This is a genomic window from Thalassobacillus sp. B23F22_16, from assembly GCF_043496955.1.
Lineage (GTDB): Bacteria > Bacillota > Bacilli > Bacillales > Halobacillaceae > Thalassobacillus > Thalassobacillus devorans_A.
The window spans coordinates 113,840-139,111 of record NZ_JBIEKD010000007.1 but is presented as its reverse complement, the minus strand read 5'-3'; the positions used below and the strand labels follow the sequence as shown (position 1 = coordinate 139,111).

31 protein-coding genes and 1 riboswitch are annotated in these 25,272 nt (G+C 45.2%); of the genes, 22 read left to right on the top strand and 9 right to left on the bottom strand.

The annotated features are described in order from the left end of the window. Positions 1-18 precede the first annotated feature (18 nt). Both ACGTNI_RS08090 and ACGTNI_RS08085 read right to left on the bottom strand, forming a co-directional pair. A complete protein-coding gene (locus ACGTNI_RS08090; protein WP_394461411.1) occupies positions 19-744 on the bottom strand; it encodes a hypothetical protein in 726 nt (241 codons plus the stop codon). 197 nt (positions 745-941) lie between these two features. Further along, on the bottom strand, positions 942-1,130 hold the full coding sequence (locus ACGTNI_RS08085) for a hypothetical protein (protein ID WP_085507796.1): 189 nt from the start codon (positions 1,128-1,130) through the stop codon (positions 942-944). Positions 1,131-1,671: 541 nt separating this feature from the next. Here ACGTNI_RS08085 and ACGTNI_RS08080 point away from each other — a divergent pair. The 13 genes from ACGTNI_RS08080 (at position 1,672) to ACGTNI_RS08020 (ending at position 10,534) form a co-directional block, all read left to right on the top strand. Next, entirely contained in the window at positions 1,672-2,061 is a 390-nt protein-coding gene (locus ACGTNI_RS08080; RefSeq protein WP_085507797.1) for a DsrE/DsrF/DrsH-like family protein, read from the top strand. 28 nt (positions 2,062-2,089) lie between these two features. Next, positions 2,090-2,320 carry a glutaredoxin family protein gene (locus ACGTNI_RS08075; protein WP_394461409.1) on the top strand — a complete coding sequence of 77 codons (231 nt, stop codon included), beginning with the start codon at positions 2,090-2,092 and terminating at the stop codon, positions 2,318-2,320. Positions 2,321-2,380: 60 nt separating this feature from the next. Continuing rightward, a complete protein-coding gene (locus ACGTNI_RS08070) occupies positions 2,381-2,947 on the top strand; it encodes a class I SAM-dependent methyltransferase (RefSeq protein WP_394461406.1) in 567 nt (188 codons plus the stop codon). A 146-nt stretch (positions 2,948-3,093) separates the two neighbouring features. Beyond that, positions 3,094-3,462: a rhodanese-like domain-containing protein gene (locus ACGTNI_RS08065; RefSeq protein WP_394461405.1), complete on the top strand. Its 369-nt coding sequence runs from the start codon at positions 3,094-3,096 to the stop codon at positions 3,460-3,462. Positions 3,463-3,479: 17 nt separating this feature from the next. Then, positions 3,480-3,776 carry a rhodanese-like domain-containing protein gene (locus ACGTNI_RS08060; RefSeq protein ID WP_394461403.1) on the top strand — a complete coding sequence of 99 codons (297 nt, stop codon included), beginning with the start codon at positions 3,480-3,482 and terminating at the stop codon, positions 3,774-3,776. 53 nt (positions 3,777-3,829) lie between these two features. Continuing rightward, positions 3,830-4,381 (top strand): sulfurtransferase TusA family protein, encoded by a 552-nt coding sequence (locus ACGTNI_RS08055; protein ID WP_394461401.1) that lies wholly within the window; start codon positions 3,830-3,832, stop codon positions 4,379-4,381. A 23-nt stretch (positions 4,382-4,404) separates the two neighbouring features. After that, positions 4,405-5,529 carry an MBL fold metallo-hydrolase gene (locus ACGTNI_RS08050; RefSeq protein ID WP_394461398.1) on the top strand — a complete coding sequence of 375 codons (1,125 nt, stop codon included), beginning with the start codon at positions 4,405-4,407 and terminating at the stop codon, positions 5,527-5,529. Positions 5,530-5,586: 57 nt separating this feature from the next. After that, a complete protein-coding gene (locus tag ACGTNI_RS08045; RefSeq protein ID WP_394461396.1) occupies positions 5,587-5,814 on the top strand; it encodes a sulfurtransferase TusA family protein in 228 nt (75 codons plus the stop codon). Between the two features lie 92 nt (positions 5,815-5,906). Continuing rightward, on the top strand, positions 5,907-6,686 hold the full coding sequence (locus tag ACGTNI_RS08040) for a sulfite exporter TauE/SafE family protein (protein WP_085507811.1): 780 nt from the start codon (positions 5,907-5,909) through the stop codon (positions 6,684-6,686). A 61-nt stretch (positions 6,687-6,747) separates the two neighbouring features. After that, positions 6,748-6,849, top strand: a riboswitch (TPP riboswitch). 94 nt (positions 6,850-6,943) lie between these two features. Further along, positions 6,944-7,549: a YkoF family thiamine/hydroxymethylpyrimidine-binding protein gene (locus ACGTNI_RS08035; RefSeq protein WP_394461393.1), complete on the top strand. Its 606-nt coding sequence runs from the start codon at positions 6,944-6,946 to the stop codon at positions 7,547-7,549. After that, on the top strand, positions 7,542-8,126 hold the full coding sequence (locus ACGTNI_RS08030; RefSeq protein WP_394461391.1) for an ECF transporter S component: 585 nt from the start codon (positions 7,542-7,544) through the stop codon (positions 8,124-8,126). The genes ACGTNI_RS08035 and ACGTNI_RS08030 overlap by 8 nt, the downstream gene beginning before the upstream one ends. After that, a complete protein-coding gene (locus ACGTNI_RS08025) occupies positions 8,113-9,774 on the top strand; it encodes an ABC transporter ATP-binding protein (protein WP_394461388.1) in 1,662 nt (553 codons plus the stop codon). The genes ACGTNI_RS08030 and ACGTNI_RS08025 overlap by 14 nt, the downstream gene beginning before the upstream one ends. Continuing rightward, complete coding sequence (locus ACGTNI_RS08020; RefSeq protein ID WP_394461386.1) at positions 9,755-10,534, top strand: energy-coupling factor transporter transmembrane component T family protein; 780 nt, start codon at positions 9,755-9,757, stop codon at positions 10,532-10,534. Before ACGTNI_RS08025 ends, ACGTNI_RS08020 begins: the two co-directional genes overlap by 20 nt. Positions 10,535-10,745: 211 nt before the next feature. Here ACGTNI_RS08020 and ACGTNI_RS08015 read toward each other — a convergent pair whose 3' ends face one another. Beyond that, positions 10,746-11,351, bottom strand: coding sequence for a GNAT family N-acetyltransferase (locus ACGTNI_RS08015; protein WP_394461384.1), 606 nt, complete (start codon positions 11,349-11,351; stop codon positions 10,746-10,748). 142 nt (positions 11,352-11,493) lie between these two features. Here ACGTNI_RS08015 and corA point away from each other — a divergent pair, with 142 nt between their 5' ends. Continuing rightward, positions 11,494-12,441, top strand: coding sequence for a magnesium/cobalt transporter CorA (gene corA / locus ACGTNI_RS08010; RefSeq protein ID WP_394461382.1), 948 nt, complete (start codon positions 11,494-11,496; stop codon positions 12,439-12,441). Positions 12,442-12,984: 543 nt separating this feature from the next. Further along, positions 12,985-13,476, top strand: coding sequence for a hypothetical protein (locus tag ACGTNI_RS08005; protein ID WP_394461380.1), 492 nt, complete (start codon positions 12,985-12,987; stop codon positions 13,474-13,476). A gap of 69 nt (positions 13,477-13,545) precedes the next feature. Here ACGTNI_RS08005 and ACGTNI_RS08000 read toward each other — a convergent pair whose 3' ends face one another. From ACGTNI_RS08000 to ACGTNI_RS07990, 3 genes are all read right to left on the bottom strand, one after another. Continuing rightward, a complete protein-coding gene (locus ACGTNI_RS08000; protein WP_394461378.1) occupies positions 13,546-14,106 on the bottom strand; it encodes an FAD-dependent oxidoreductase in 561 nt (186 codons plus the stop codon). A gap of 207 nt (positions 14,107-14,313) precedes the next feature. Next, complete coding sequence (locus tag ACGTNI_RS07995; RefSeq protein WP_176224020.1) at positions 14,314-14,469, bottom strand: hypothetical protein; 156 nt, start codon at positions 14,467-14,469, stop codon at positions 14,314-14,316. A gap of 40 nt (positions 14,470-14,509) precedes the next feature. Continuing rightward, a complete protein-coding gene (locus tag ACGTNI_RS07990; RefSeq protein WP_394461376.1) occupies positions 14,510-14,842 on the bottom strand; it encodes a hypothetical protein in 333 nt (110 codons plus the stop codon). Between the two features lie 299 nt (positions 14,843-15,141). Between ACGTNI_RS07990 and ACGTNI_RS07985 the strand changes: the two genes are divergently transcribed. The 4 genes from ACGTNI_RS07985 (at position 15,142) to ACGTNI_RS07970 (ending at position 16,821) form a co-directional block, all read left to right on the top strand. After that, on the top strand, positions 15,142-15,684 hold the full coding sequence (locus tag ACGTNI_RS07985; protein WP_394461374.1) for an HD domain-containing protein: 543 nt from the start codon (positions 15,142-15,144) through the stop codon (positions 15,682-15,684). 496 nt (positions 15,685-16,180) lie between these two features. Further along, on the top strand, positions 16,181-16,318 hold the full coding sequence (locus tag ACGTNI_RS07980; RefSeq protein ID WP_394461371.1) for a hypothetical protein: 138 nt from the start codon (positions 16,181-16,183) through the stop codon (positions 16,316-16,318). A 111-nt stretch (positions 16,319-16,429) separates the two neighbouring features. After that, positions 16,430-16,564 (top strand): YrzI family small protein, encoded by a 135-nt coding sequence (locus ACGTNI_RS07975; RefSeq protein WP_394461369.1) that lies wholly within the window; start codon positions 16,430-16,432, stop codon positions 16,562-16,564. A gap of 122 nt (positions 16,565-16,686) precedes the next feature. Then, positions 16,687-16,821 (top strand): YrzI family small protein, encoded by a 135-nt coding sequence (locus tag ACGTNI_RS07970; RefSeq protein ID WP_394461367.1) that lies wholly within the window; start codon positions 16,687-16,689, stop codon positions 16,819-16,821. A gap of 63 nt (positions 16,822-16,884) precedes the next feature. Here the strand turns inward: ACGTNI_RS07970 and ACGTNI_RS07965 are convergent, their stop codons facing one another. Next, positions 16,885-18,237, bottom strand: coding sequence for a dihydrolipoyl dehydrogenase family protein (locus ACGTNI_RS07965; RefSeq protein ID WP_394461365.1), 1,353 nt, complete (start codon positions 18,235-18,237; stop codon positions 16,885-16,887). An 873-nt stretch (positions 18,238-19,110) separates the two neighbouring features. Here ACGTNI_RS07965 and ACGTNI_RS07960 point away from each other — a divergent pair. From ACGTNI_RS07960 to ACGTNI_RS07950, 3 genes are all read left to right on the top strand, one after another. Continuing rightward, positions 19,111-20,376, top strand: a complete 1,266-nt coding sequence (locus ACGTNI_RS07960) for a molybdopterin molybdotransferase MoeA (protein WP_394461363.1) — start codon at positions 19,111-19,113, stop codon at positions 20,374-20,376. A 37-nt stretch (positions 20,377-20,413) separates the two neighbouring features. After that, on the top strand, positions 20,414-21,433 hold the full coding sequence (moaA, locus tag ACGTNI_RS07955) for a GTP 3',8-cyclase MoaA (RefSeq protein ID WP_394461361.1): 1,020 nt from the start codon (positions 20,414-20,416) through the stop codon (positions 21,431-21,433). A gap of 421 nt (positions 21,434-21,854) precedes the next feature. Then, on the top strand, positions 21,855-22,283 hold the full coding sequence (locus ACGTNI_RS07950) for a YwpF-like family protein (protein WP_394461358.1): 429 nt from the start codon (positions 21,855-21,857) through the stop codon (positions 22,281-22,283). An 81-nt stretch (positions 22,284-22,364) separates the two neighbouring features. Here ACGTNI_RS07950 and ACGTNI_RS07945 read toward each other — a convergent pair whose 3' ends face one another. Together ACGTNI_RS07945 and glcD are read right to left on the bottom strand one after the other, a co-directional pair. Further along, positions 22,365-23,708 (bottom strand): (Fe-S)-binding protein, encoded by a 1,344-nt coding sequence (locus ACGTNI_RS07945; RefSeq protein ID WP_394461356.1) that lies wholly within the window; start codon positions 23,706-23,708, stop codon positions 22,365-22,367. Beyond that, entirely contained in the window at positions 23,705-25,117 is a 1,413-nt protein-coding gene (glcD, locus tag ACGTNI_RS07940) for a glycolate oxidase subunit GlcD (protein ID WP_394461354.1), read from the bottom strand. Before glcD ends, ACGTNI_RS07945 begins: the two co-directional genes overlap by 4 nt. Between the last annotated feature and the right edge of the window lie 155 nt (positions 25,118-25,272).

Genomic DNA, 25,272 nt, shown 5'->3' with positions numbered 1-25,272 from the left:
GGTGATTCCCCTTTATATCTAGTTAATAGTTAACGTGATGGTGGTGGTTGGTGCACCTTTAGATTTCCAATTTTCCAGATTGTAAGAAGCGTAGTCCTCGACTCTTGGAATGTCGATCGTCAATTCCCCAGCGGATGTCCATCCCATATTTTCAATTGGGTACTGGTAACCCTGATAGGTAACTTCCGGTAAGTTTTCCTCATTAATAGTCAACGTCTTTTCTTCAAGGTTGCTCAAATCAACCACTTCCACATGGTGGGTGGTGACTCCCTCCTGGTTGGTTCTGCCGAATTTGATAGCCATTTGACTGTCATGCGAAACCTGAACTTGTTCCAATTTAGCGAGATCCGCCAGCAACATGGATGTTTCCTTTGAAAAGTCAATCAGTATGTAGGAACAACGATTTTCATAACATGCAAATTCAATTAAAGCTTTATTAGCGTGTTCGTTCATTGTAACGGGTATAAATTTCATTGTCTCGAGTTTTGCTTGAGGGTCTTTGGACGTACTGACATAATTATTTAAAATCGAATGTTTCTTTAAATCAATCGTAAACGTATTCTCTCCCAGCTGGATTTGGTATTTATGTGGAAGTTTTTCTTCCTTTTGTTTGTCATCCTTTGCTTTCGTTGTCACATTCTCTTTTACTACTTCCATGTCTTCTGTTGCCTTACTGCTTTCAGAAGAACATCCGCCAATTAACAGAACGATACCCACTAGAAGAAACATAAACACGGGTTTCATTTTTTTAGCTCCTCTATTATTTTTCATCTCTATTATTATTCCTCTCTATTAAAAATTACCACTCCCCGAACGGGATTACAATATTTCACATCTTGAGAATATATAATAGAAGTTTTTTGTCTTAACAAAAAAGGAACGAAATCGGATGGATTTCGTTCCTTTGGGGACTTTATCTACTGTTTTGATAAAAGGGGGAGTTAAAGCTTCATGTTTTTTGGACTATGGACCTCGGTCTGTGCGCCGTGGTCGAGATATTCTTCATTAAGGATTTCTTTGTCTTCTTTCGAAAGAGACGCGTCTTCCATCGAGCGGTTGCCTCTTTTTTCAATATAGATCGCAACGGCGATGAGTAGGGCAAGGGGTACTAAAAACATTAACCAAATCATGTTCAACCCTCCTTGCTTTAGTATGTTAATAAAATTCCCGAAATATGCAGGCGATAACCCTTTATGACAATAAAGAGGGAAAACGATGTGCTTTTTGAGATGCTTGTTATCTATTCGTAAACATACTTAGGTGAAAAGTACTACCGTTCTTGTCATAAAATTGCTTTTGGGGCAATATCCTTTTCTTAGGCCTGTATTATTCCAGTAAATCCCCCTTTTGCTAATACTCAGTTTCGAAATAGTGGTCCGAAAAGTAAAATCTAAATGTTTGAGGGATAACAGTTCTTCTGTTATCCTTTTTTTATACGCGGTTGGGTACCTGTCCTGTTCGCGTTTTAATGAAAGAGGTGCCGGAAATACGTGTTATATCAAGGTTTTTACCTATTTGAATAAAGTTCAAAAAAGTTCAGGCATACCCCCTTGACTATTTTGGAGAGATGCTTTAATATACATTACAGGGTATTAAACCCGCCGGGGTATTAGAGGTTAACAACTTCTAGACGGTGAAAATATTAATAACATTCTCAAGGAGGAATTTATAATGAAAACAGCTATTATCGCAGCAAACGGTGGAGCGTTCGACGCTTACAAAGTATTGAACATTGCAAACGCATCTGCAACTTACGATGGTGAAACTGCAGTATTCTTCACATTCGAAGGTTTGAACTTGATCCACAAGGAAGCTCATAAGCAACTTCCAATGCCTGAAGGGACAGAACACTTCCAGGAAGGTTTTGAAAAAGCAAACGTACCATCTATCCCTGAATTGGTTGAAATGGCTCAGGAAATGGGCGTACGTTTCATCGCGTGCCAAATGACAATGGACGTTATGGGTCTTACGAAAGAAGACTTCGTTGACGGAATCGAAGTAGGCGGCGCAGCAACTTTCCTAAACTTCGCAAAAGACGCGGATGTATCTCTTACATTCTAATATACTAAGGTTTAAAGGAGTGGAGTAAATGGTAACGGTATATACAACAAGCACATGTCCTTATTGCACCATGGTCAAACAGTTCCTTGATCAAATGAGTGTCAACTATAAGGAAGTAAATTTGGAAAATGATCCGGAAGAAGCGAGAAAGTTAGTGGAAACTACTGGAGAGATGGGAGTTCCACAAACGAATATCGACGGTCAATGGGTCATTGGATTCGATCCAGAAACATTCTTGAAGTATTTGCCGAAACAGTAAAAACAGCTGAGACTTACCACTGTCATTATCCCGTTTCGGCTTAATGGAAGGAGAATTTGTATGGCCGGTAAAATGTTTTCCCATGAGAAAGCCGAAAAATTGCTCGATCCAAAACGACAGGAAACCGTTCCTGTCGAGGAAGTCATCCGTCTTCTTGATTTGAATGGCGACGAAAAAGTCATCGATCTTGGAGCAGGAAACGGGTATTTGACATTACCGATTGCTAAAGCGACGAAGGACCGTGTTACTGCGGTTGATATCCAGCCGGAAATGCTTGAGATGCTGGCGGAACGCGCAGAAAAAGAAGGACTGGGAAATCTCGATCGCCAGGAAAGTGGATTAGATCGTCTTAATTTTCCAGACGGGTCCTTCCAGCGTGCCATTTCAGCCTTTGTCTTGCACGAGGTGCCGGATCTTGACCAGGCGTTAAGTGAAATTTACCGCATCATTCCTGAACATGGAATGTTTGTTGTACTGGATTGGGAAAAGGTAGAAGGTGAACAAGGTCCGCCGCTTCATGAGCGTATACCATCTGAAGATATGGCTCATCAAATAGAGCAGGCAGGTTTCTCTGTTAAAGTCGGCAAATTCAATAAGGACGTTTACTTTATTGTTGCCACTAAATAAAGGGATGGAGGGAGCACTTTCGCTTCCTCTGCCCGCTCCACTTATTTTTTTAAAAGTCCGCCAATAAGGAAGGGTTGACTTTTAAAAAAATAAGTTTAAACTATACCCATAGGGGTTATGGTAATAATGAAGAGGGGTAATGCTAAATGGAAACAATTATAACCATCGTAGCAGTAGCATTGATCATTGGCTTTTTAGCAAAACGATTGATGCCGGCTAAAGGCGTCGATCAAATTACAACTTCACAATTGAAGGACGAAATGAAACAGAAAAAAGGGAAACAATTCATAGACGTCCGTACACCGGGCGAGTATCAGGCGAATCATATTAAAGGCTTTAACAACCTGCCGCTTCAGCAATTAGGAAAGCAGACGGATCAGCTGGATAAAGAAAAGCCTGTCTATGTCATCTGCCAGAGTGGCGGCCGTTCCTCAGCAGCATCTGGCATGCTGAAGAAGAAAGGTTTTGAAAAAGTGATCAATGTCCAAGGCGGCATGAACGCCTGGAGAGGTTAAAAGGAGGATTTCTAACAATGAATAGTTTAACTGCAGAACAAGTTAAAGAAAAAATGGAACAAGGGGAACAACTGAATATCGTCGACGTTCGTGAAGTCGATGAAGTCAGCCAGGGCAAAATTCCTGGTGCGGTAAATATCCCGCTTCACTTGCTTGAGTTCCGTAAAGATGAATTGGATAAAAATAAAAACCATATCATGGTGTGCCGTTCCGGCGGCCGCAGCGGTCAGGCGACACAGTTCCTTGATCAGTATGGTTATGACGTTACCAACATGGAAGGCGGCATGATGTCCTGGACTGGTAAAGTCGAGTAATCGATTTGCCGCAGACACACATCAACTTTCATCTATAATAGGAGGTATTTTCAATGAAGGTAAACGAAGTATTAGATGCAAAAGGGCTAGCTTGCCCGATGCCAATCGTAAAAACGAAAAAAGCGATGACAGACCTGGAGCCTGGCCACGTACTAGAAATCCAGGCAACCGACCGCGGATCGATCGCTGATCTGGAAGCATGGTCTGAAAACATGGGTCATCAATACCTTGGATATAAGGAAGATGGCGATGTTTTGTATCACTATGTTCGTAAGAGTTCCGACTCCGAAGATAAACCAGAGAAAAAGCATGACCAGGTCGTTTCTAATGAAGACCTGGAAGGTAAATTGAATGACGAGATCACTGTTCTTGATGTTCGTGAACCAGCGGAGTATGAATTCGGCCACATTCCTGGAGCTGTATCCGTACCGCTTGGAGAAATTGATGAAAAAGCAGATGAAATCGAAAAAAATAAAGATGTCTATGTTATTTGCCGCACCGGAAGCCGCAGTGACATGGCAGCTCAGAAACTTGCAGAAAAAGGCTATAACGTATTTAACGTAACGCCAGGCATGAAAGACTGGAAAGGCGACGTAGAAAAATAAATCATTAATTGGAGGGGTTATCAATGCCAAAAGCAATGAACGCACAAGAAATTGCACGTAAAGTTATTGATAAAGAAGAATTGTTCATTTTGGATGTTCGTAACCAAAAAGAGTTCGCAGATTGGAAAATCGAAGGTGACAGTGTAGAAGTCATCAACGTACCTTACTTTGATCTATTAGATGGCGTGGAAAGCATCATGGATAAATTGCCAAACGAAAACGTGTTGGTCGTTTGTGCAAAAGAAGGATCTTCTATGATGGTTGCTGATCTGCTTGAAGAAGCTGGCGTGACAGGAGTTTCTTACTTGAAAGGCGGTATGAAAGCCTGGAGTGAGTACCTCGAGCCGGTAAAAGTAGGCGATACTTCTGATGGCGGTGAACTTTACCAGTTCGTACGTCTAGGAAAAGGCTGCCTATCTTATATGGTCATCTCTGACGGCGAAGCAATGGTCGTCGACTCTAACCGTATGATTCAGCCATACCTTGACTTTGCAAAAGAAAAGAATGCAAAAATCGTTCAAGTTGCAGACACTCATCTGCACGCGGACCACATCTCCGGCGGCCGTGCACTTCGTGAAGAAACAGGTGCTCAATACTGGCTGCCACCAAAAGATGCAACCGAAGTTCAATTCGATTACACCGCACTGGAGGATGGCACAGAAATTACAGTCGGTACCACTAAAGTTGGCGCTCAAGCTGTATATTCTCCAGGTCACACGATCGGATCTACTTCTTTCATCATCGACAGCAAATACTTGTTGACTGGTGACATCCTGTTCGTAGAATCCATTGGCCGTCCGGACCTTGCAGGCCTTGCAGAAGACTGGGTCGGCGACTTGCGCGACACACTTTACAGCCGTTACAAAGAGCTGTCTGAAGACTTGGAAGTACTTCCTGCCCACTTCGCTAACATGAGTGAAGTACAGGATGATGGTAAAGTATCCGCACCACTAGGTGAGCTTTACAAAGTGAACACTGGCCTGAACGTGGAAGATGAAGGCGAATTCCGTAAAATGGTTACAGAAAACCTTCCACCACAACCAAACGCATATCAGGAAATACGTCAAGTGAACATGGGTAAACTAACACCAGAAGAAGAAGAGAAGCGTGAAATGGAAATTGGACCAAACCGCTGCGCGGTATCCTAATGGGCTGCCCCATTCTAGTGGGGCTCCCGGTTAATTTTAAAAAAGGAGTGTATCAAAATGGAAGCAAATAAAGTACTAGATGCAAAAGGTCTGGCATGCCCAATGCCAATCGTAAAGACAAAAAAAGCGATGGATGAATTGAACAGCGGAGATATCCTCGAAATCCACGCAACAGATAAAGGTGCAAAAGCAGACTTAGCAGCCTGGACTGATTCCAGTGGACACGAACTCGTCGACCAGAAAGAAGAAGACGAAGTCCTCAAATTCTGGATCAAGAAAGGCTAAGGAATAAAGGGGGACAGACATACCAGCACAGCTGGGTGGCTGTCCCTTTCCAATTGGTAAGGCTTTCATAGAGATAAAGGGAGGAAGAAAAAATGGATTTATGGTTTTATGTCACGATATTCCTAATTGGCTTTGCAGGTTCTTATGTTTCTGGAATGGTAGGGATCGGCGGATCGATTATTAAATATCCAATGCTTTTATATATACCACCTATGCTGGGATTCGCCGCTTTTACCGCACACGAAGTATCGGGAATCAGCGCCGTTCAGGTGTTTTTCGCAACCATTGCCGGTGCCTGGGCTTACCGTAAAGGCGGTTATCTCAATAAAGATCTGATTATTTATATGGGTGCAAGTATCCTGGTTGGTAGTTTCATAGGAAGCTATGGTTCAAGATTCATGGGTGAAAATGGGATACAGATTGTCTACGGCGTGCTCGCCTTGCTGGCAGCCATCATGATGTTTATTCCACGCAAAAATGTGGATGATATACCACCTGAAGAGGTGACCTTTAATAAAACAATAGCCGCAACGGCAGGTTTCTCCGTCGGTGTTGCAGCCGGTATCGTTGGTGCAGCAGGTGCCTTCCTGCTTGTTCCGATCATGTTAACGGTTCTAAAAATACCGACTCGCGTAACGATTGCAACTTCTCTGGCCGTAACGTTCATATCATCGATTGGTTCCACTGTCGGGAAGGTGATGACGGGGCAGGTTGTCCTCGTGCCTGCGATAATCATGATCATCGCAAGTCTGATCGCCTCACCGCTTGGTGCAAAAGCAGGTCAGAAAGTAAACACCAAATTGCTTCAAGGGATTCTGGCAGCACTGATCGTCGGAACTGCTATCAAAATCTGGTGGGACGTTCTGCTTTAATGGTTTACAATGGATTGGAAATCTATTAAGCTATAAATAACTGAAAAATTGCATAGCGAATTTCGAGCACTAGGGGTGCGTGTAAGCTGAGAGGAGTCTTGGACTCTGACCCTTAGAACCCGAACTGGATAATACCAGCGTGGGGAAGTGCATGGTCTTAGGTGACACGTATAATAAATAAACGATACCTTCGAACTGCATTCCCCCGCGGGATGCAGTTTTTTATATGGAAAAATATAAAATTTGGAGGGTTATTTATGGAAAACCAAGTATGCAATGGAACAAGCAAGATTGTCGGGTGCCGTTTTTCAGTACACCCCATGACTGATGACTTCGTTTCTGTCATCCTGGGAGCTTTAGAGGAAGTGGATACGTCAAAGGTTTGGATGAAAACGGATGATGTCAGTACGTGTGTCAGGGGAAGACTTCCGCATGTCTTCGATGTCACACAGGCGATTTTCGCCCAAGCTGCCAAAACAGGTCATCATGTCGCTTTTTCAGGAACGTATTCCGTCGGCTGTCCAGGGGACACCGAGGGAGACGTGTATATGTCGGAAGATGACACAAAAATGAATAATCAGGATGACATGGATCAATACACCGCCTGTGATTTTGCCTTGTACCCGCTTGGTTCTGACAGTTATATGGAAATGATCATGGAACAGATTGAAGCAGCGAAGCAGCGGGGGCTGGAAGTGGAAAGTATTCATTATGCCACCAAGCTACGTGGAGAGGCCAGAGAAATTTTCGCGACACTTGAAAATGCATTCGCGGTCACTCAGGAGCATAACAGCCATGTGGTCATGACGGCTTCCATTTCAGCCAACAGCCCGTCCCATCAGAAGGAGAATGACGATGAATAACTGGAAAATGAGAGAAATCGTTGTCATGTCGGTTCTGTCTGTTGTTTTTGCTGTGGTATATCTGGCGTTTCTTCCAGTTGGAAAGCTGCTTGTCGGCTTTTTCGGACCGATCGGTTATGATTTGATTTTCGGTATCTGGTTCATCGTATCGATTATCGCAGCTTATATTATCCGGAAGCCTGGTGCAGCATTTTTATCCGAGACCATAGCAGCGATCATTGAAGTCATGCTCGGAAACGCTGTCGGGCCGATGTTGATTGTCTCCGGTATGATTCAGGGACTTGGCGCAGAAGCAGTGTTTGCCGCCACCCGCTACCGTTTGTACAATGTCTGGGTACTGATGGGTGCTGGTATGGGGTCCGCGCTGTTCAGTTTTGTATGGGGTTACTTCATCTCAGGGTATGCTGCTCTTGCTACTTCTTATGTAACTGCGATGTTTATTGCCCGGATGATCAGCGGTGCGGTCATTGCAGGATTGCTAGGAAAAGCACTGAGTGACGCGCTTGCTAAGACCGGTGTGCTATACAATTTCGCCCTTGGAAAAGAGCATAGGAGAAATAAACATGGCGCCGCATGATTTAATTGAGGTGAAAAACCTTACCGTCAGCTACGAAGAAGCAAAAGAGCCTGTTTTGGATGGCTTGAATCTTTCCCTTTCTAAAGGAGAAACCACGTTGCTGCTCGGCCCCAGCGGCTCTGGCAAAAGCACCTTGATGTACAGCCTTAATGGCCTGTACCCCGAAGAATTAGATGGAAAGCTGACAGGGGAACGCTTTTACAGGGAACGCCCTTATGAAGCGTTTAATCCAGGAGAATTAAGCAGGCGGATCGGTGTGGTGTTCCAGGATCCCGAAAGCCAGTTTTGCATGCTTACAGTCGAGGATGAAGTAGCATTTGGACTGGAAAATCTCGACACGCCTCCTGACGTTATCGCTGCGAAAGTGGACTGGGCTCTGGAGCTGGTGGGTTTGTCCGATGTGAAGGAAGCGACGATTACGGCTTTGTCCGGCGGAATGAAACAGAAGCTGGCATTAGCCTGTATCCTCGCTATGGATCCGGAGTTGATCATATTAGATGAGCCGACATCCCTGCTCGATCCCCACTCGAGGCAAGCGTTTGTTGAGACCGTCATCTCCCTTCAGCAGGAAAAAGGATTTGGCTTGCTGATCATCGAGCATAACCTCGATGAATGGCTGGCCTATGTGGATCGCTGCCTGCTAATGAATCGTAATGGGAAACTTTTTTATGACGGACCATTAGCACAAGGATTCCGGGAGCATTATGAGACGATTCAAAGGGAAGGAATATGGGTGCCTCGTCTGTTTCGGACGGCTTATCAACTGATGCAACGAGGGATAATCAATGATAGAAAAGAGTTCCCTATTGAATTAGAAGCTATCTCTCCACATATTCCGCCTGCATTTTTCAAGAAAAAAGTCTCTTATTCGTCGGCAATTCCTCATCTCTCCCTGGAAAATGTCAGCTATAAACACATCATTCATCCGGTTACGTCCACCATCCACAAAGGGGAGTGGGTGGCTATTGTCGGAGCAAACGGAGCAGGGAAGACGACGTTAAGTCTGTTGCTGGCTGGGTTGAAGGCACCCTCAGGAGGAACAGTCACACTGAACGGCAATCGTTTGAAAGAGTATCGAAGTGAAACCCTATGGCAGGAAGTCGGCTACGTATTCCAAAATCCTGAGCATCAATTTGTGGCGGATACAGTGTTTGAAGAAGTCGCCTTTGGCCTTCGGCTGCAAGACCTGCCAGAGCCCGAAGTAAAAGAACGCACGGAAACCATGTTGGAACACTATGGCTTAGCGGCGCACAAGGATCGCCATCCTTATACGTTGAGTCAAGGTCAGAAGCGCCGGTTGAGTATTGCAACGATGATGGTAGAGAACCAGGGGCTGCTGGTTTTGGATGAACCAACGTTTGGACAGGATGAACATTCGGCACAGGAAATTATTGCGCTGTTGCAGCAACGGCAGCAGGAAGGTGGGACCCTGGTGATGGTTACCCATGATATGGAACTGGTCGATCAGCATGCCGACCGTGTTCTTGTCATGGAAAACGGGACCCTGGCCTTTGATGGTTCTCCTGAGGAGTTATGGAAAAAAGGGAAGCGCTGGCTGGCTCACCACCAATTACAACAGCCATTTCGTGTCCGGCTGGAACAAGCGCAAAAGAAAGGAGCGGCGGCAATTGAATCTGCAAGAGCTTAATCCCAGTGTGAAAGCGATCACGCTGATTGTAGGTGTGTTTTTACTGGCTTTCGTTTTCGATCCGATTACGCCGTTATTGTTTTCGCTTGGAATCATAACCATTACATTTCTTTTCGGGCACGTTTCTTTTAAAAGGTGGGCGCTTTATTTTATCCCTTTCTTTATCATCGCTTTCGGATTCTTCTGGACGACGCTTGTCTTTAGTGACAGCAGTAATCATTCAGGGAGGCTGATAGAGGCTGGGTTTTTAACTTTTCCACTGGAAGGATTTCAAGTTGCCGTATCACTCGCCTTGCGCGTGCTGGGTTTCGCTCTGTTATCCTTACTGTTCATTTTGACAACCAATAAAACCGATTTTCTGCTCAGCTTAATGCAGCAATTGAAGCTGTCGCCGAAAATCGCTTATGGCGTACTGGCCGGCTACCGGTTTTTACCGCTGATGTTAACCGAGTTAAAAACAATCCGCATGGCCCATCGCATCCGAGGTGTTCACCGGGGGAGAGGGATCAGCGGGCGGGTCCGTGAACTGAAACGATATGTCATCCCGCTGCTCGCGAGTGCCATCCGAAAAGCAGAACGGACCGCAGTCGCTATGGAATCTAAAGGATTCACAGGCAGCAGGCAGCGCACCTTCTACCGGACCATGAACGTATCCTATAAAGACTGGGTATTCCTCGGTATGGTACTGGCCCTTTATGGCATCAGTGTGTATGCTTCTGTTAGCTGGGGTTACTTTGAATGGTATAACGGCCAATTATAAATTCTCACCTCATTTTGTCATGAAAAAAACTGCTTTTATTCACTTAAAAGCAGTTTTTTGGTTTGACTGGCTCCAATTCTGAAAATGTCTAGTAAGTTATTTATTTTGTCTAGCATATGGTATGTACTGTCTAGTATGAACACTTTTTGTCTAGTAACCATCGCTATTACCCTACCACACTAAAAAAGGAAAAACCCCGCAGTGCGGGATTTCACGATTTAGAACTAATTTGGTTTACTGCCGGGCCATGGACGGCCTCCCATTCCTCGCGGAGCACACCCATCCGGATAGAATCATAATATTCCCCTTCGTAGATGCGGCATTTACGCATCCGGCCTTCCAGCTGCATGCCAAGCTTTTCAGCGACACGCATCATCCGCTCGTTTTTCGACCAGGTCGTCAAGCCGACACGCGCAAGCGGGAGGGAGGAGAAGAGGTGATCAATCCACAACTTCAGCGCTTCGCTGCCATATCCACCATTCCAATACTCCGGGCGGTAAATGCCGATGCCGACCTCAAGCCACAGGGAAGGCTTATGCTCCCAGTAATAGCTGACGGTTCCGATAATTCCTCCATCTGCTTCAATAATCAATCGGGAGTCGGGTTCCTCCGCACTTAAACGCTCTTTCCGTGCACGCTCATAACTTCTGAAACTATCTAACGTGTGCGGTTCAAGCGGATAATAGGGCGCATCCCATTTTTTCCATTCCGGGTCCGTCTCTTTATAAATCAAGTTCCATAAGGATTCATGATCTTTGTCTGAAATGCTTCGCAATGTCACGTTTCTGCCTGCGAGCAAGGTATCTTCAGCAGTCATACCATCACCCCCGCCATAATCCTTCCTCTTTATCCTATCATACTTGCACGGGTAATTACCCCCTTCGCAAAAAAGTGTTTGCCACCAGGCGAGTCGGGTAATATAAAAAGAAGTCAATGTTGACTCAGGAAGGGTTTTTCAGATGTTGAAATTAATAGCTTATACGAAAGAGGGAGAGTTGGTTGAAGATACTTCCCTTGATCCGTTGAAAACTCGGGATGATATCCGTTGGTATTGGATCGATTTCGATCGTCCGAGCCAGGAAGAAACAGATCTATTAGATAGTTATTTTCACTTTCATCCGCTCGCGATAGAAGATTGCATCCATGACCTGCAGCGACCGAAAATGGATTATTATGAGGATCACACGTTGATCGTCATCCATGCCATTGATGCAAAAACATTAAAAAAGCAGGAAATCGATATTTTCTTTGGTGAAGACTTTATCATCACCTATCATAAAAGCGAATTGCCGATGATGAATCATGTGATGCGAATGGTGAAGAAAGAGCAGCCACAATGGGAAGAATATTATGTACTGCACTATATCTTCGATTTGGTTGTTGACAATTATTTTCCAATCATCTATGAAATCGAGGACCATATCAATGAACTCGAAGATAATACACAAAATCTATCCATCGACAAGCTGCTGGAGCAATTGTTCGACCGGCGCAGTGAACTGCTGACAATGCGGCAGACCATCCATCCAATGCGTGATCTGTTGTACCGGATTCTCAGCTCCCATCACCTGGATGGTATGAAGCAGGGGAAAGAATACTTTGCCGATGTCCATGACCATCTGATCAAGCTGGCGGATGTGATTGCATCAAATCGCGACCTTACCCAGGATATAAGGGACAGTTACTTATCATTGACTTCTCATCAGCAAAATAAAACAATGCAGGTACTGACGGTAATTTCGGTCATTTTCATGCCACTGACATTCATCGCCGGGGTCTATGGCATGAACTTTGAGAATATGCCTGAATTGGATGAACCATACGCATATCCTCTTGTCTGGTTCATCATGATTGCCCTGTCAGTCGCTATGATCATTTGGTTTAAGAAAAAAGGCTGGTTCGATTAATCGTTACTAAAGGTGCCCGTTTCCTCATCAGGAGGAAGCGGGCACCTTTTTCAGTTGGAAAGAAAGTTCCGTCCAGAGGAGGATACGAAATCACTCGGCTGGCCGTTATGGAAAAAATGGAAAATACCTATAATTAACTTAAGAAAAGCAAACGGAGGAGATAGACATGAACTTCTTAAAAAAATGGATCGATAAAACGAAACCGAATCCGTATCGCGACTTATGGCTCGAAATGCAACGCCGGCACATCTGATTATCAAGCACCCGGAAAGGAAGTGAGGATATGTATTTCAACGAATATGAAATCTCCAAAGAAGTGGAAGAACGCCGCCCACGATAAAGGATCATTAAATAATAGAAAGGATGGGGCAGGATGTATTTCAATGAATACGAAGTTTCACAGCAAATAGAAGAACGCCGTCCGCGATAATGGCATCTTTCAAAATCCCTCTTGTTGAAAAATAAGAGGGATTTTGTCTGTCCTTACGTGATTGTGCATGTCCACCCTCTTTTCTGCATAGGATGCTGTGGGGGGCGGTGGATATGATAGCATCCTGGATGATGCTGATGGCTATTTTGCTTATCTTGTCGATTTCTGTCATAGGGAGAATACGGACGATGGAAGAGAAGAGGCACGTCAACGAGATACGTATGTCTGTCATCATTTTACTCGTTCTTTATGTAAGCAGCTTGTTGTCGTTTGTAAATATGACGCTCGTACCTGTGTTAATCATCGGAGCAGTTGCGGCAGGCGTGGTGAGTCTTGTTATTCGTGTGGAAGCGGGTTTACAGTGGGGGGCAATTGTCCATGGGGTCATGGCTGCAATTATGGGGTGGATGGTTATCCCAATGCTCGGATCAGATCAACAGGTGCAGTATATGGAAGTATTGTCTCTCCTTCTATTTATTTTAATGTCGGGCTGGCTGTTTTTGACGTTGGGGAAAGAAAGTAAGTCGTATAATAAGTTATTTTTATTTTGTTTTGTTGTCCTCGTGTTTCATGAATTTCTCACCTACGTCGCGTGGCCGATATAAATGGGGTGGAGTTCCCTATAGGAAATACAAAGGGGGGATAGGATTCGCTATCACCCCCTACATACTCGATTATTTCAGAATATCATGGTCGACGTAGCGTTCACCGTTTAGTTCGCTGATAACATTGATCGCCACATTGGCGCCGTGGCCGGAAGTAATGATGGTATGGACGCTGGCGCCGGCGACGGTACCAGCAGCCCAGACATTTTTCTTATCGGTTTTGCCTTGTGCGTCGGCTTTGATGACCTTAGCCACGCGAGGTTCTGTACCATCTTGCACCGTCAAGCCAGACTCTTCTGCCAGTTTTGCCGACATGCCAGTAGCGAAAATGACGTGTGTCGCTTCATAGCTGTTATCCTCTGTTTTCAATGTATACCCGGATCCACTTTCCTCGATTGCATTCACTTCTTCTTCTTTTAATTCTGCCCCGAACTTCGTTGCCTGCTCCTGGCCGGTTTTTAATAATTCAGGACCTTCGATTTCTTTTACACCATAATGATTTTCCACCCAGGCTTTGGCTGTAATGCTCTTACCATGGTCGAACATGACCACCTTTTTCCCAGCTTTGGCGGCGAACAATGCGGCACTGGCACCAGCAGGGCCTGCACCGATGATGGCGATATCAAACATGAATTCCACTCCTTTTGAAAACGTATTCACCTGCTATTATAACGAAACGTTCGATTATTTTGAAAATAATTGCTCTTCAGCATGAGCAGATTACAGGCTCATAAAAAATGAACAACGCCCGTCTGGATTTCCAGGCGGGCGTTGTCCTAAGATGGAGAAAAGGATGATTTATGTGATAATCCCCTCATAAGAGGAGTTATCGCTGAATTATAGCAAAGGTCCGACAACATAATTAATTAAAAACCATAAGATTCCGAAGAAAATAATTAAATACGTTATATATTTGATAGCTGCTACGCCGACCTTGCTGGAATCTTTCTTTTTTTCTTTTCGTTCAATTTCTACGTCGCGATCGTCTGCCATGTTCGATCACTCCTTTGTTTAAAAAGGTAGCCAATAGTCATTACACAACGATAGAAATATTTTGTTCTGCCATGGAACCGGAATACTTAACGCGTTGATCCGACTGTTTGATTTGTTTACTCAAAATCTGCTCGATTTTTTCGTGAGCCTTTTCCGCGTTATTTCCATCAATAATCATTTTAATCGGTTTTTTCGTGTTCGCCAGTAAAAAGAATGACATCAGCTTCGGCATGATACTGGCATCCGCAATTAACTGTCCCTGGTGTAAGTAGATTTCGCAATCGCTTTTAGCTACGTATTTATGAATATCGATGATTTCAGTGGTTGTAACCGATTGATTTAAATGTATTTGATAGGATGTTAGTTCTTTCAAGCTAATCACCTCATAATTTTTTTGTGTTGGTTAAAAGTTACCCTGCCCTGATGCCTATCAAACATTACTCCTGTCAAATAGTACTTTTGACCCTGTGGATCTTCTGCCGTCACCATCTTCTGCTCATTCGCATACAATTCAAAGGCAGAGATACGTTGAGAGAGAAAAATTTGCTATGTTCCCTATTTCACAAAGACGTTTAAAGACAGAGCAGAAGGGCATAGTGATAATACTTACTTGTATTTCTATAACCGAACTGCTATATTAGTCTATAAAAAATTTCAGGCGGAGGGGTTGCTATGTCGAAAGTATCATTGGTTACGATTTTCAAACATCGCGTCACACAAAAATATTTGCAGCGTTCCGGTGTCAACCATGCCGTCTCCGTTGCCTATAATGCATTTGACCTTGCTTCCAGGCGGGGTATCGATGTCGATTTAGCTGCCAAGGCAGCACTTCTCCACGATATGGGACATTATGAATGGTATCGGGATGGAAAGTGGGATTACGAAGAATACCGGCGGCACGATATCCACGCTATCAAAGGGGCAGAGCGCGCTCATAAACTGTTGATCCGGCTCGGCGAAGATCGTCTTGTCGCGAAGGAAGTGTCATTGGCTGTACTGCTTCATACGGACAGTTATCTTCCATTTGAACTGGACGGCAAACGGACAGATCTCCAGCAGGTGGTGACAGAAGCGGATAATATGGATGAACAGCCTGGCGGGCTTCACCACTATAAAGAAATGTCCCGTTCGGAAGCGATTCGGCTGTTGAAGAAACTTGATCGGATGATCGCTGAATTCCAGGCGGGAGATGCCCAAACATCAACAACCGGTTAAATAGTATAACTTATTTTCATACTTTAAAAAGTTTTAAGTTTGTAAAGGGAAAAAGTATAAGAAACACTAATGCTTTCGCCATTAGGACTTGGCGATAAGCCAAGTGTTTCTAAAAATAGGCTTTACTTTTGTTAGGACTTTTTATATAATTTCCAGTGTAAGAAAAAAATTCCGAGAAAGCGAGGTCGAACCCAATGAAAATGATTACTGTTTATTTCAACCAATTGAATAACAACAATCGATCGACCTCTGCACTATACGTCAATTTTTAATATTCTGACTATAATTTATTCGTGCATATCTGCCACAGGTCGATCATAGGATTGACTTGTGGTTTTTTAATTTGGTGTGTGCTGGACGGCAGTTTCATGCTGTTCAGGCATACACGTACACGTGAAAGCCACAGGTATCCCCCTGTGGTTTTTTTCTATGGAGTTATAGGATGCTTCAGACATTCTTAACTATAAATAAGTCCTTTTAAAGGAGGTGAGTAATCATGACGATTCCGTTTTTTATATTTACGATCAGAATTGAAAAAAGGAAGAAATCAGCTGGGACGAAAGATCCGAAATACCATCGCACCCCGGAAGAAGAATGGTTTGACCGTAAGATGATGTATATGTCCAGATTCTAAAACATAAGGGAGAGGAGTTATAAAATGATTGAATACTTGCTGAGATTCAGCAGCTGGTCGAACGAGGTGTTGGGTGCAGATCACTAGTCCCTGAAGAAGGGAGGGAAAACGATGAGGATTAATATGCTTTTTTTCACCATTATCATTAAAAAGAAATCCAATGAAGAATTTTCACGGCAAGAACGCCATCATCAGGAAATCAAGCGGCACATGGAAGAGATAAAACTCAAACATTTGCAACTATAAAAAACAGACAGAAAGGATGAGTTACGATGATTAAAATGATCCGGTTCATGCAATGGTTAAATGTGGAGAAGGATAGCGCGTAGCTGAACTCACTGGGTAACTAAGGAAGGGGAATGAACCAAATGAAATGGAATATCTTATTTTTCAATATATCGATTGTCAAACGTCCGAAAGCGGAATTGGTCCGGGAAGAGCTTCATCACCAGCGGATCCAGCGCCGCGTTGAGGATATCAAATTGAAACAAATTAACTACTGACATTAAAGAGCGGGATCCCTGTGGCAGGGGTCCCGCTTATAGTTTTTTTACTTAGTTACCGTGCTAACTAAAAAAGCTTGGGATATCGCTTTCTGCCGTTGGATAGCCCCAGAGGACAGAGGTCAAATCGTCTTTCGTCAGCCCCTGCTGGATTGCGAGCGCAAACAGGTTGACGAGGTGTTCCGCTTCACTGGATAAAAAGTGAGCACCGATAATTTGCCCGGTGGAAGGGTTCATTAAAATTCTCGCATAAGCACCAGGCTCTTTTGTCCGCTGATAAGTAAAGAACTTGGTAATTGTTTTAGACTCTGCTTCATACGGAATATGATTATCCCGTGCTTCCTGCTGGCTCAGTCCGACCGAACCAAGTGCCGGATAGGTAAAGACAATGGACGGCACAGGTTTTTGAAAGGCTTCCTGATTTTCCCCATGCAGGAGATGACTTGTCAGTCGCGCAGCTTCTGCTCCGGCAGTCGGTGTCAGCGGAGGAAGCCCGGTGTCGGCACAATCACCGGCTGCGTAGATGTGCTGATGTGGGACGGATTGCTGATTTTCATTCACCTTAATTCCTTTGTTGGAGTATTCAATTCCTGCGTTCTCGAGTCCCAGATGGTCGATGTTCGGAGTCCGTCCTGCTCCGTGGAAGACCATATCCGCTTTCATGGCATGTTCATGGTTGAATTTCTTGACATCAATTTTATAGCCGCCATCGAGTTTTGTAATTTTCGTTACTTCCGTATTTGTGTGTATTTCCACACCCAAATCTTTCGTATGTTCAATCAGTTTGTTGGTCATTTCAAAATCATGATTCTCGAGAACATTTCGTCCGCGATGGATGATAAGGACCTCTTTTCCCAGACGTGCTGCCAGCTGGGCGAATTCAAAGGAAATATACCCGCCTCCTACAAACATCAGGCGGTCCGGCAGCTGCTCCATTTCGAAAAATTGATCACTGGATATCAGATGATCCGCACCCTCAAAAGGAAGGTCCGCAGGTTTCGCCCCGGTTGCAATCACAATATATTTGGCCGTGACATTTTCCTCGCCGATTTTTAAGGTATGGGGATCAAGAAAGGTTGCGGTCCCGTGATATTGCTTGATACCCAGCCTCTGAAATTTGTCCTCTGTTCCTTGAGGAATCGGTTCGGTGAATTCATTTTTGAACGCCAGCAGGTCTTTCCAATTCAAAGATACCTCACCGTCCAGCCCAAGACCTTTGACACGCCTGGCATCATCAACAATTCTGCTGATGCCAGTCATTACTTTTTTAGGGTCACATCCGCGCTGCGGACAGGTGCCTCCAAACGGACGTTCATCAACGATGGCCACCTCCAGGCCCGCTTTCTGTGCTTTCGCTGCGACCGTACTCCCGGCTACCCCGGTACCGATGACGATCACGTCGTATGTAGTATTCATATTACATCCCTCCATCATTTAACTATTCATTAATTTACCCCTAATCCATCAATAAAAAACAGTCTTCGTTTTTAAAAAAGGCTCTGTTAAAGCATCGTGTTGATTTTACAATAAAAGCTCCCTTTTGCTGAAGACTCAGTTTCGAGATATGTTGTTTCCGTTACGGTAGTAACGGTTTGGAGGTCCGGGAAATTACTCGCTTTCCATGGGCGTACGGTGAGCTTCCTCGGGCTAAAGCCCTGCGGGATCTCACCATGTACTATCCTCCCATTGGAGTCTCGCAATTTCCCGGACCTCCTTGCGTTTATAAGAGAACGGAAACATCCGTATGCAAGCCTTCAAATATAGAGTGAGCTAAACATGAAATGCTATCTAAAAGCCCTCGACTTTGTTCAAATATTATTCAGCAACGTAGAATGGAACTACAATTTGACAGGGGGTTCGTTTCTCTCACCTTTCGGATGGGTTGGCTGGGAAACTGCGAGACTCCCGTGGGAGAAGGATCTAGGCGAGATCCCACAGGGCGATAGCCCGAGGAAGCTCGCCAGCTCCCCCACAGGAAAGCGAGTAGTTTCCCAGCCAGCCCTGACACTTTTATGGTAAAGAACCCTAGATATCTCGAAATCAAGTCTTCGACTTTTCGATCCAGTTTTGAAATAAACCTATTATTAAAAATCAACAACAAAGTTTAACAGCGCCTTAAAAAAGAGTTCATTAAACGTTAAGATTTCGAAGAATAGATATCACCTTCCTCCTGTTATAATAAGGGAAATTGTACTATCAATCATAATTTTACAAAATAGGATGAATTTACGTTAGAATGACAGATAAGAAGATTTTTAATAGAAGTGCGACACGGAAAGGATTGTTGATATGAAGTTCGACCGCAAACCGATTCCAGTAACCGATGCTGTAGCGAAAGTGATGGAGTACGCCCGATTCGGCGGGACAGAAGAGGTTGCCATTGACGAGTGCGAAAACCGCATCCTCGCCGAGGACATTACAGCCTCACATCCAATACCTCCATTCCATAAGTCTCCATACGACGGATTTGCATTGAAAGCAGAAGATACGAAGGAAGCTGGCTCAGACCACCCAGTAACCTTCCGTGTCATCGAACAAGTCGGTGCTGGCCATCGCGCAAGCCGGGCAATCGAGAATGGGGAAGCGGTCCGGATTATGACCGGGGCAGAAATCCCGAAAGGTGCCGACTGTGTGGCGATGTTTGAAATCTGCCAGACACAGGAAGAGAACGGCAAAAGCTATATGACCATCAAACGGCAAATGGAAGAAGGCCAGAATATCATCGAGAAAGGATCGGAAACGTCACTCGGTGATGTACTGGTTGAAGAAGGAGCGAAAATCAATCCTGGTGTAAAAGCGTTACTCGCGACTTTCGGCTATCCAACCGTGAAAGTCGGCAGGCGGCCGGTGGTTGGTCTTTTCGCGACCGGTACGGAACTGCTCGACGTGGACGAAGAGCTGCAACCGGGTAAAATCAGAAATTCCAATGCTTATATGATCGCCGCCCAAATCGAACGTGCCGGCGGGATTGTCCAATATTACGGCAAACTGGAAGATGATTTCGATACGTGCTATCAGGCAGTGACAAATGCCTTCGCAGAAGTAGATATGCTGATAACGACCGGGGGCGTTTCGGTCGGGGATTTCGACCTGATGCCGGAAATCTATGAAAAGCTGGAAACTCAAGTACTGTTTAATAAAATAGCGATGCGTCCGGGAAGCGTCACCACTGTGGCGGAAAAAGACGGGAAGCTGTTGTTCGGCCTCTCCGGCAACCCATCCGCATGCTATGTGGGGTTTGAACTATATACATTTCCAGTCATTCAGCGCTATTCAGGAGTGGCGAAACCGTATCATCGTAAAATAGCTGCCATCCTTGGAAAAGATTTTCCGAAACCAAATCCATTTACCAGATTTGTACGTGGGTACATCCATTATGAAGGTGGAAACGTGCTGGTGAGCCCGGCTGGAATGGACAAGTCAGCAGTCGTTACGACGCTCGCGAATACCGATGCATTGATTATGCTGCCAGGAGGAACAAGAGGATTCGCAGCAGGGGATGCCGTCCAGGCGATTCTCCTTGAGGATCCCACTGGCCAGGCAACGTTTGAATAGCTCCTGTTAACAGGAGTAAAGGAGAAGTGATTTACTCATGACAGATACCCAATATATCCGGGACCGGTTGAACCGCCCGATGAAAGATTTGCGTATTTCGGTCATCGACCAATGTAATTTCCGCTGCACGTACTGCATGCCGGCTGAAATTTTCGGGGAAGATTATCGGTTTTTGCCATTCAAAGAACTGTTGAGCTTCGATGAAATTGTCCGTCTTACGGAAATCTTCGCGAAGTTCGGAACAGAGAAAATCCGAATCACCGGTGGCGAACCGTTACTGCGAAAAAATCTCGATCAGCTGATCAAACGATTGTACGCCATTGATGGCATCAAAGACATTGCCATCACCACCAACGGTGTATTTTTGACGAAGCAGGCGAAGAAGCTGAAAGAGGCGGGCCTTGACCGGGTAAACCTGAGCCTTGATGCAATCGAAGATGATGTCTTTAAGGAAATTAATGGCCGTGGCGTCAAGACAAAGCCCGTGCTGAAAGGGATTGAAGCGGCACAGGAAGCGGGACTCCAGGTCAAGATTAATATGGTCGTGAAAAAAGGCCTGAACGACAGCCAGATTCTGCCGATGGCCCGTTACTTCAAAGGTTCCGACATTATCCTCCGGTTCATTGAATTCATGGATGTCGGCAACCATAATGGATGGAACATGGATACCGTCGTTTCCAAACAGGAAATCGTCGACCGCATCAGTGCGGAAATGCCCCTTGAGCCGGTCGAGCAGAACTATTACGGCGAAGTCGCCTCACGCTACCGTTATCTCGACGGCGGTGGGGAGATTGGCGTCATTTCCTCAGTGACAGATTCTTTCTGCGGCAGCTGCACAAGAATCAGACTATCCGCAGACGGCAAGCTATACACTTGCCTGTTCGCAACCGAAGGCTATGATATCAAGACGCCGCTTCGAGAAAATGCAAGTGATCACCAATTGATCCTGGAGCTGATCAAACTATGGAGCGGCCGCACCGACCGATATTCTGATGAACGGGCAGAAGGAAAACCGCTCAAACGAGAAAAAATCGAAATGTCCTACATCGGCGGTTAGCATCGTCCACCATCAGAATCAGTCAAAAAAGCACAAGTAGTGTAGTCAATTGTGTAGTTCGGAAAAAGCTTAGAGACACTATATGTTTCTAAGCTTTTTTGAACTGTAAATTTCTTTACCAAGTATTCTATATTGGTTTAGATAATTCAAAGTAGGATTCCGTTAAACAATTAAGAGGCTAAGGGGGAGGGAAATAGCGAGACTACAGTGGGAAAGGAAGGGCTGACAAGACCCCGCAGAGCTTTAAGCTCGAGGAGGCTTGCCGTCTTCCCCGCGGAAAGCGAGTTATTTCCCGGACCCTTTACCTCAACTTTTGGTTACGGAAGCTGCCGACTGTCAGAGAAGTAAAATAGAAACTTTTTGCCGAATAAGGCTGGCTCATCTATAATGAAATCAGATACATAAAGTGGGAGTGGATGGGATGAAAACGTTCAAGCTTGTTTCCCTCGATCTAGTAGAAGAAAAAGCGGAAGACATTACCCAGCGCCGCATTAAACTCATCGACGGACTAATCATCAACCGGGAAGACGATAAAGGCCGATGGGTGATTGAAGCCTATGTGGATCAAAGCTATCAATCGTTTTTCGAAGAATACGTAGAAAGTGAAGAAGAACTGCTGGTCCAGGTGAAAATTACGAAAGAAAGCAATCAGCCGGCAACCTTTTTAGTAAAGGCAATCGACACGAATATTATCAGTGATAATATGAACGTCCTGTTCATGGGGACCATCGTCGATCGAAGACAGGATCAAATTGAAAAAACATTGAAGCTTTTGATTGAAGAAGGCTACCAGGGAGAAGAGCTGCTGGAAGAGTTTAAAAAACGCGGCAGTAACAATAATAAAAAATGAGTTATCGGCCGTATCCTTTGTAAGGATCGGCCGATATTTTTTGCTTTCGGAAGGCTAATTACCCCAGTTTAATGTTTGTGTTTAGGAACCAACAGGCTGACGTGCGTATTCGTACGCTTCCAGTAGTAAATCGACAATATGAATCGCCCGAATTGTGTCCGATAATCCTTCTCGTTCGATTCCGAGCTTCATTTGCAATAGGCATCCGGGATTAGCGGTGACAATCGTTTTTGCGTGCGTTGTTTCCACCTGTTTCATTTTATAATCAAGAATCTGCATCGACATTTCTGATTCTACAATATTATAAATTCCGGCAGAACCACAGCAACGGTCGGCGTCTTTCATCTCTACGTACTGAACACCATCAATCGCCTGGAGCAGCTGACGGGGCTCGAGGAATGTTTTCTGGACATTTTTCAAATGACAGGAATCCTGATAGGTGACAATCTGATCGGGCAACTGTAAGGGAAGTTCATCGAACCCAAGCTCGACCAGAATACTGGAGATATCTTTAATTTTTGCAGCGAAGTCTCTTCCCCGCTCGGCCCAATCCGGTTCATCTTTCAGCAGATGGTCATAGTCATGCAAAAACGCCCCGCAGCCGCCGGCATTGGTAATGATATAGTCGGCGCCAGTATCTTCAAAAGCAATAATATTCCGCTTGGCAAGCGCTTTGGCCTGCTGCTTTTCCCCGCTATGTCCATGAAGTGCCCCACAGCAAGCCTGACTGTCAGGGATGACAATCTCGCTTCCGGCATGCTGAAGCAATTTCATCGTGGCATCATTGGTTGCCATGAACATCGAGTCCATGAGGCAGCCGGAAAAAAAGGCAACCTTTTTCTTTTGCGGGACCAGGGAAGGCAAATAATCGGGACGATTTTTCAATTGTTTCAGGGAAGGTACTTCCGGGAGTACTTTTTCCATCGCCGCCAGGTTATCGGGGAGAATTTTCATAATCCCGGTACGACGGGCGGCTTTTTGTAAACCGCTTCGCTGGTAAAAGCCTAACAGCCCCGTCACCGTCCGCATCCGTCCCTGGTTCGGAAACAAACCTTTGAAGGCGATATTACGGATGGCCTTTGTGGTCGCTGACAACTCGTGATTCTGGTAGATGATGTCCCGTGCCTGTTCAAGCAGGTGGCCATAATTGACCCCCGATGGACATACCGGCTCACACGCCCGGCAGCCAAGACACATGTCAAGGGAGCGCTTTACGTCTTCGTCCGGCTCAATATCCCCGTCGACGACCGCCTTCATTAAGGCAATTCTCCCGCGTGGAGAGTGGGCTTCATCATAGTCGCTTTCGATATAGGTCGGACAGCTCGGAAGGCAAAATCCGCAGCGCATGCAGTTAAGCAGTTCATCGTAATCCATCTTCTCCTGAAATTCTGTCTGGATCCGCTGTCTTTCTTGTTCGGTAATCATGCGTGAACCACCACCCGTTTCCGTTCCGATTTGGCAAACACTTTACCAGGGTTCATGACATTGTTGGGATCGAACGCCTGCTTAATTCCTTTCATCGCAGCTATTCCCTCCTCTCCCAGTTTCAGGTGGAGATAAGGAGATTTCATGGCACCGACGCCATGCTCCCCGGTAATAGTTCCTCCGAGTTCGACCGCATGATGAAAAATGGCTTCAAAAGCCTGTTCAACCCGGTGGATTTCTTCTTTATTGCGTACATCTGTCAGACAGGTAGGGTGGAGGTTTCCATCACCGGCATGACCGAATGTACATATGTCCACCTTGTATTCTCGGGCAATGTCATTGATAGCCCGGACCATTTCCGCTATTTTTGACCGCGGAACGGTAGCATCTTCTAAAATCGTCGTCGGCTTTAACCTTGCCAGGGCTGAAAGCGCCGTTCTCCTTGCGGTACGAAGCGTATCGGCTTCCAATTCAGACTTCGCCACATCGACGCGGATAGCCTGGTTGTCGCGGCACAGGGCGGCAATCTTCTCGATATCACGGTCGACCACCTCTTGAGGTCCGTCCTGTTCAATCAGCAGTACTGCTTCAACATCTGTCGGAAGACCGATTTGTGCATATTCTTCCACTACCTTCAACGTCGGCTGGTCGAGGAATTCCAATGTCGTCGGTATAATCCGGTGGGAGATGATGCTGGAAACGGCCTCAGCCGCTGCTTCAATATCTTCATATAAAGCCAGCATCGTCTTTTTTGATTCCGGCATCGGAACCAATTTCAGCGTCGCTTCTGTGATCACCCCAAGTGTACCTTCCGACCCGACAAACAAGCGTGTCAAATCGTATCCAGCGACATCCTTGGCGAGCTTGCCGCCGGTGCGGATGATATCTCCGTTAGGCAACACCACTTCGAGTCCCATCACATAATCCCTCGTCACTCCGTACTTCAAACCACGGAGCCCGCCGGAATTTTCATTCAAGTTGCCGCCCATCGTCGATATTTTCATCGAAGACGGGTCAGGCGGGTAAAATAAACCCTTTGCTTCCACTGCATTGATCAAATCAAGTGTGATCAAGCCAGGCTGAACCGTTACCGTCAAGTTTTCTTCATCAATCTCGACGATTTCCTGCATGTGTTTGAATAAGAGCACGATACCACCTTCCAAAGGAGTCGTACCTGCCGAAAGGTTCGTTCCGGACCCCCGTGGAACGACCGGGATTTGATGCTCATTGCACAATTTTAGAACTTCCGCTACTTCATTGGTATTTCGTGGTGCTACCACTGCATCCGGCATGGATTGGAACTGCGGCGTTGCATCGTACGAATATACTAGCAGGCTGGCTTTGCTATCCTGGACATTAGCTGCTCCGACAATCGTAATCAGCTCATGTTTCACTTTATCGTTTAACATAATAGAAAACCCTTTCATTCTTTTCTGTAGGGGAAAGTTTTCCATCCCTTTACCGCTGTCATTTAACTATGTACCTGTAAATTTTGATCGTACTAACTCTATTCTACATGGAATATGGCAGGAAATTGTAGTTCAAACGATAATTTTTTATGATT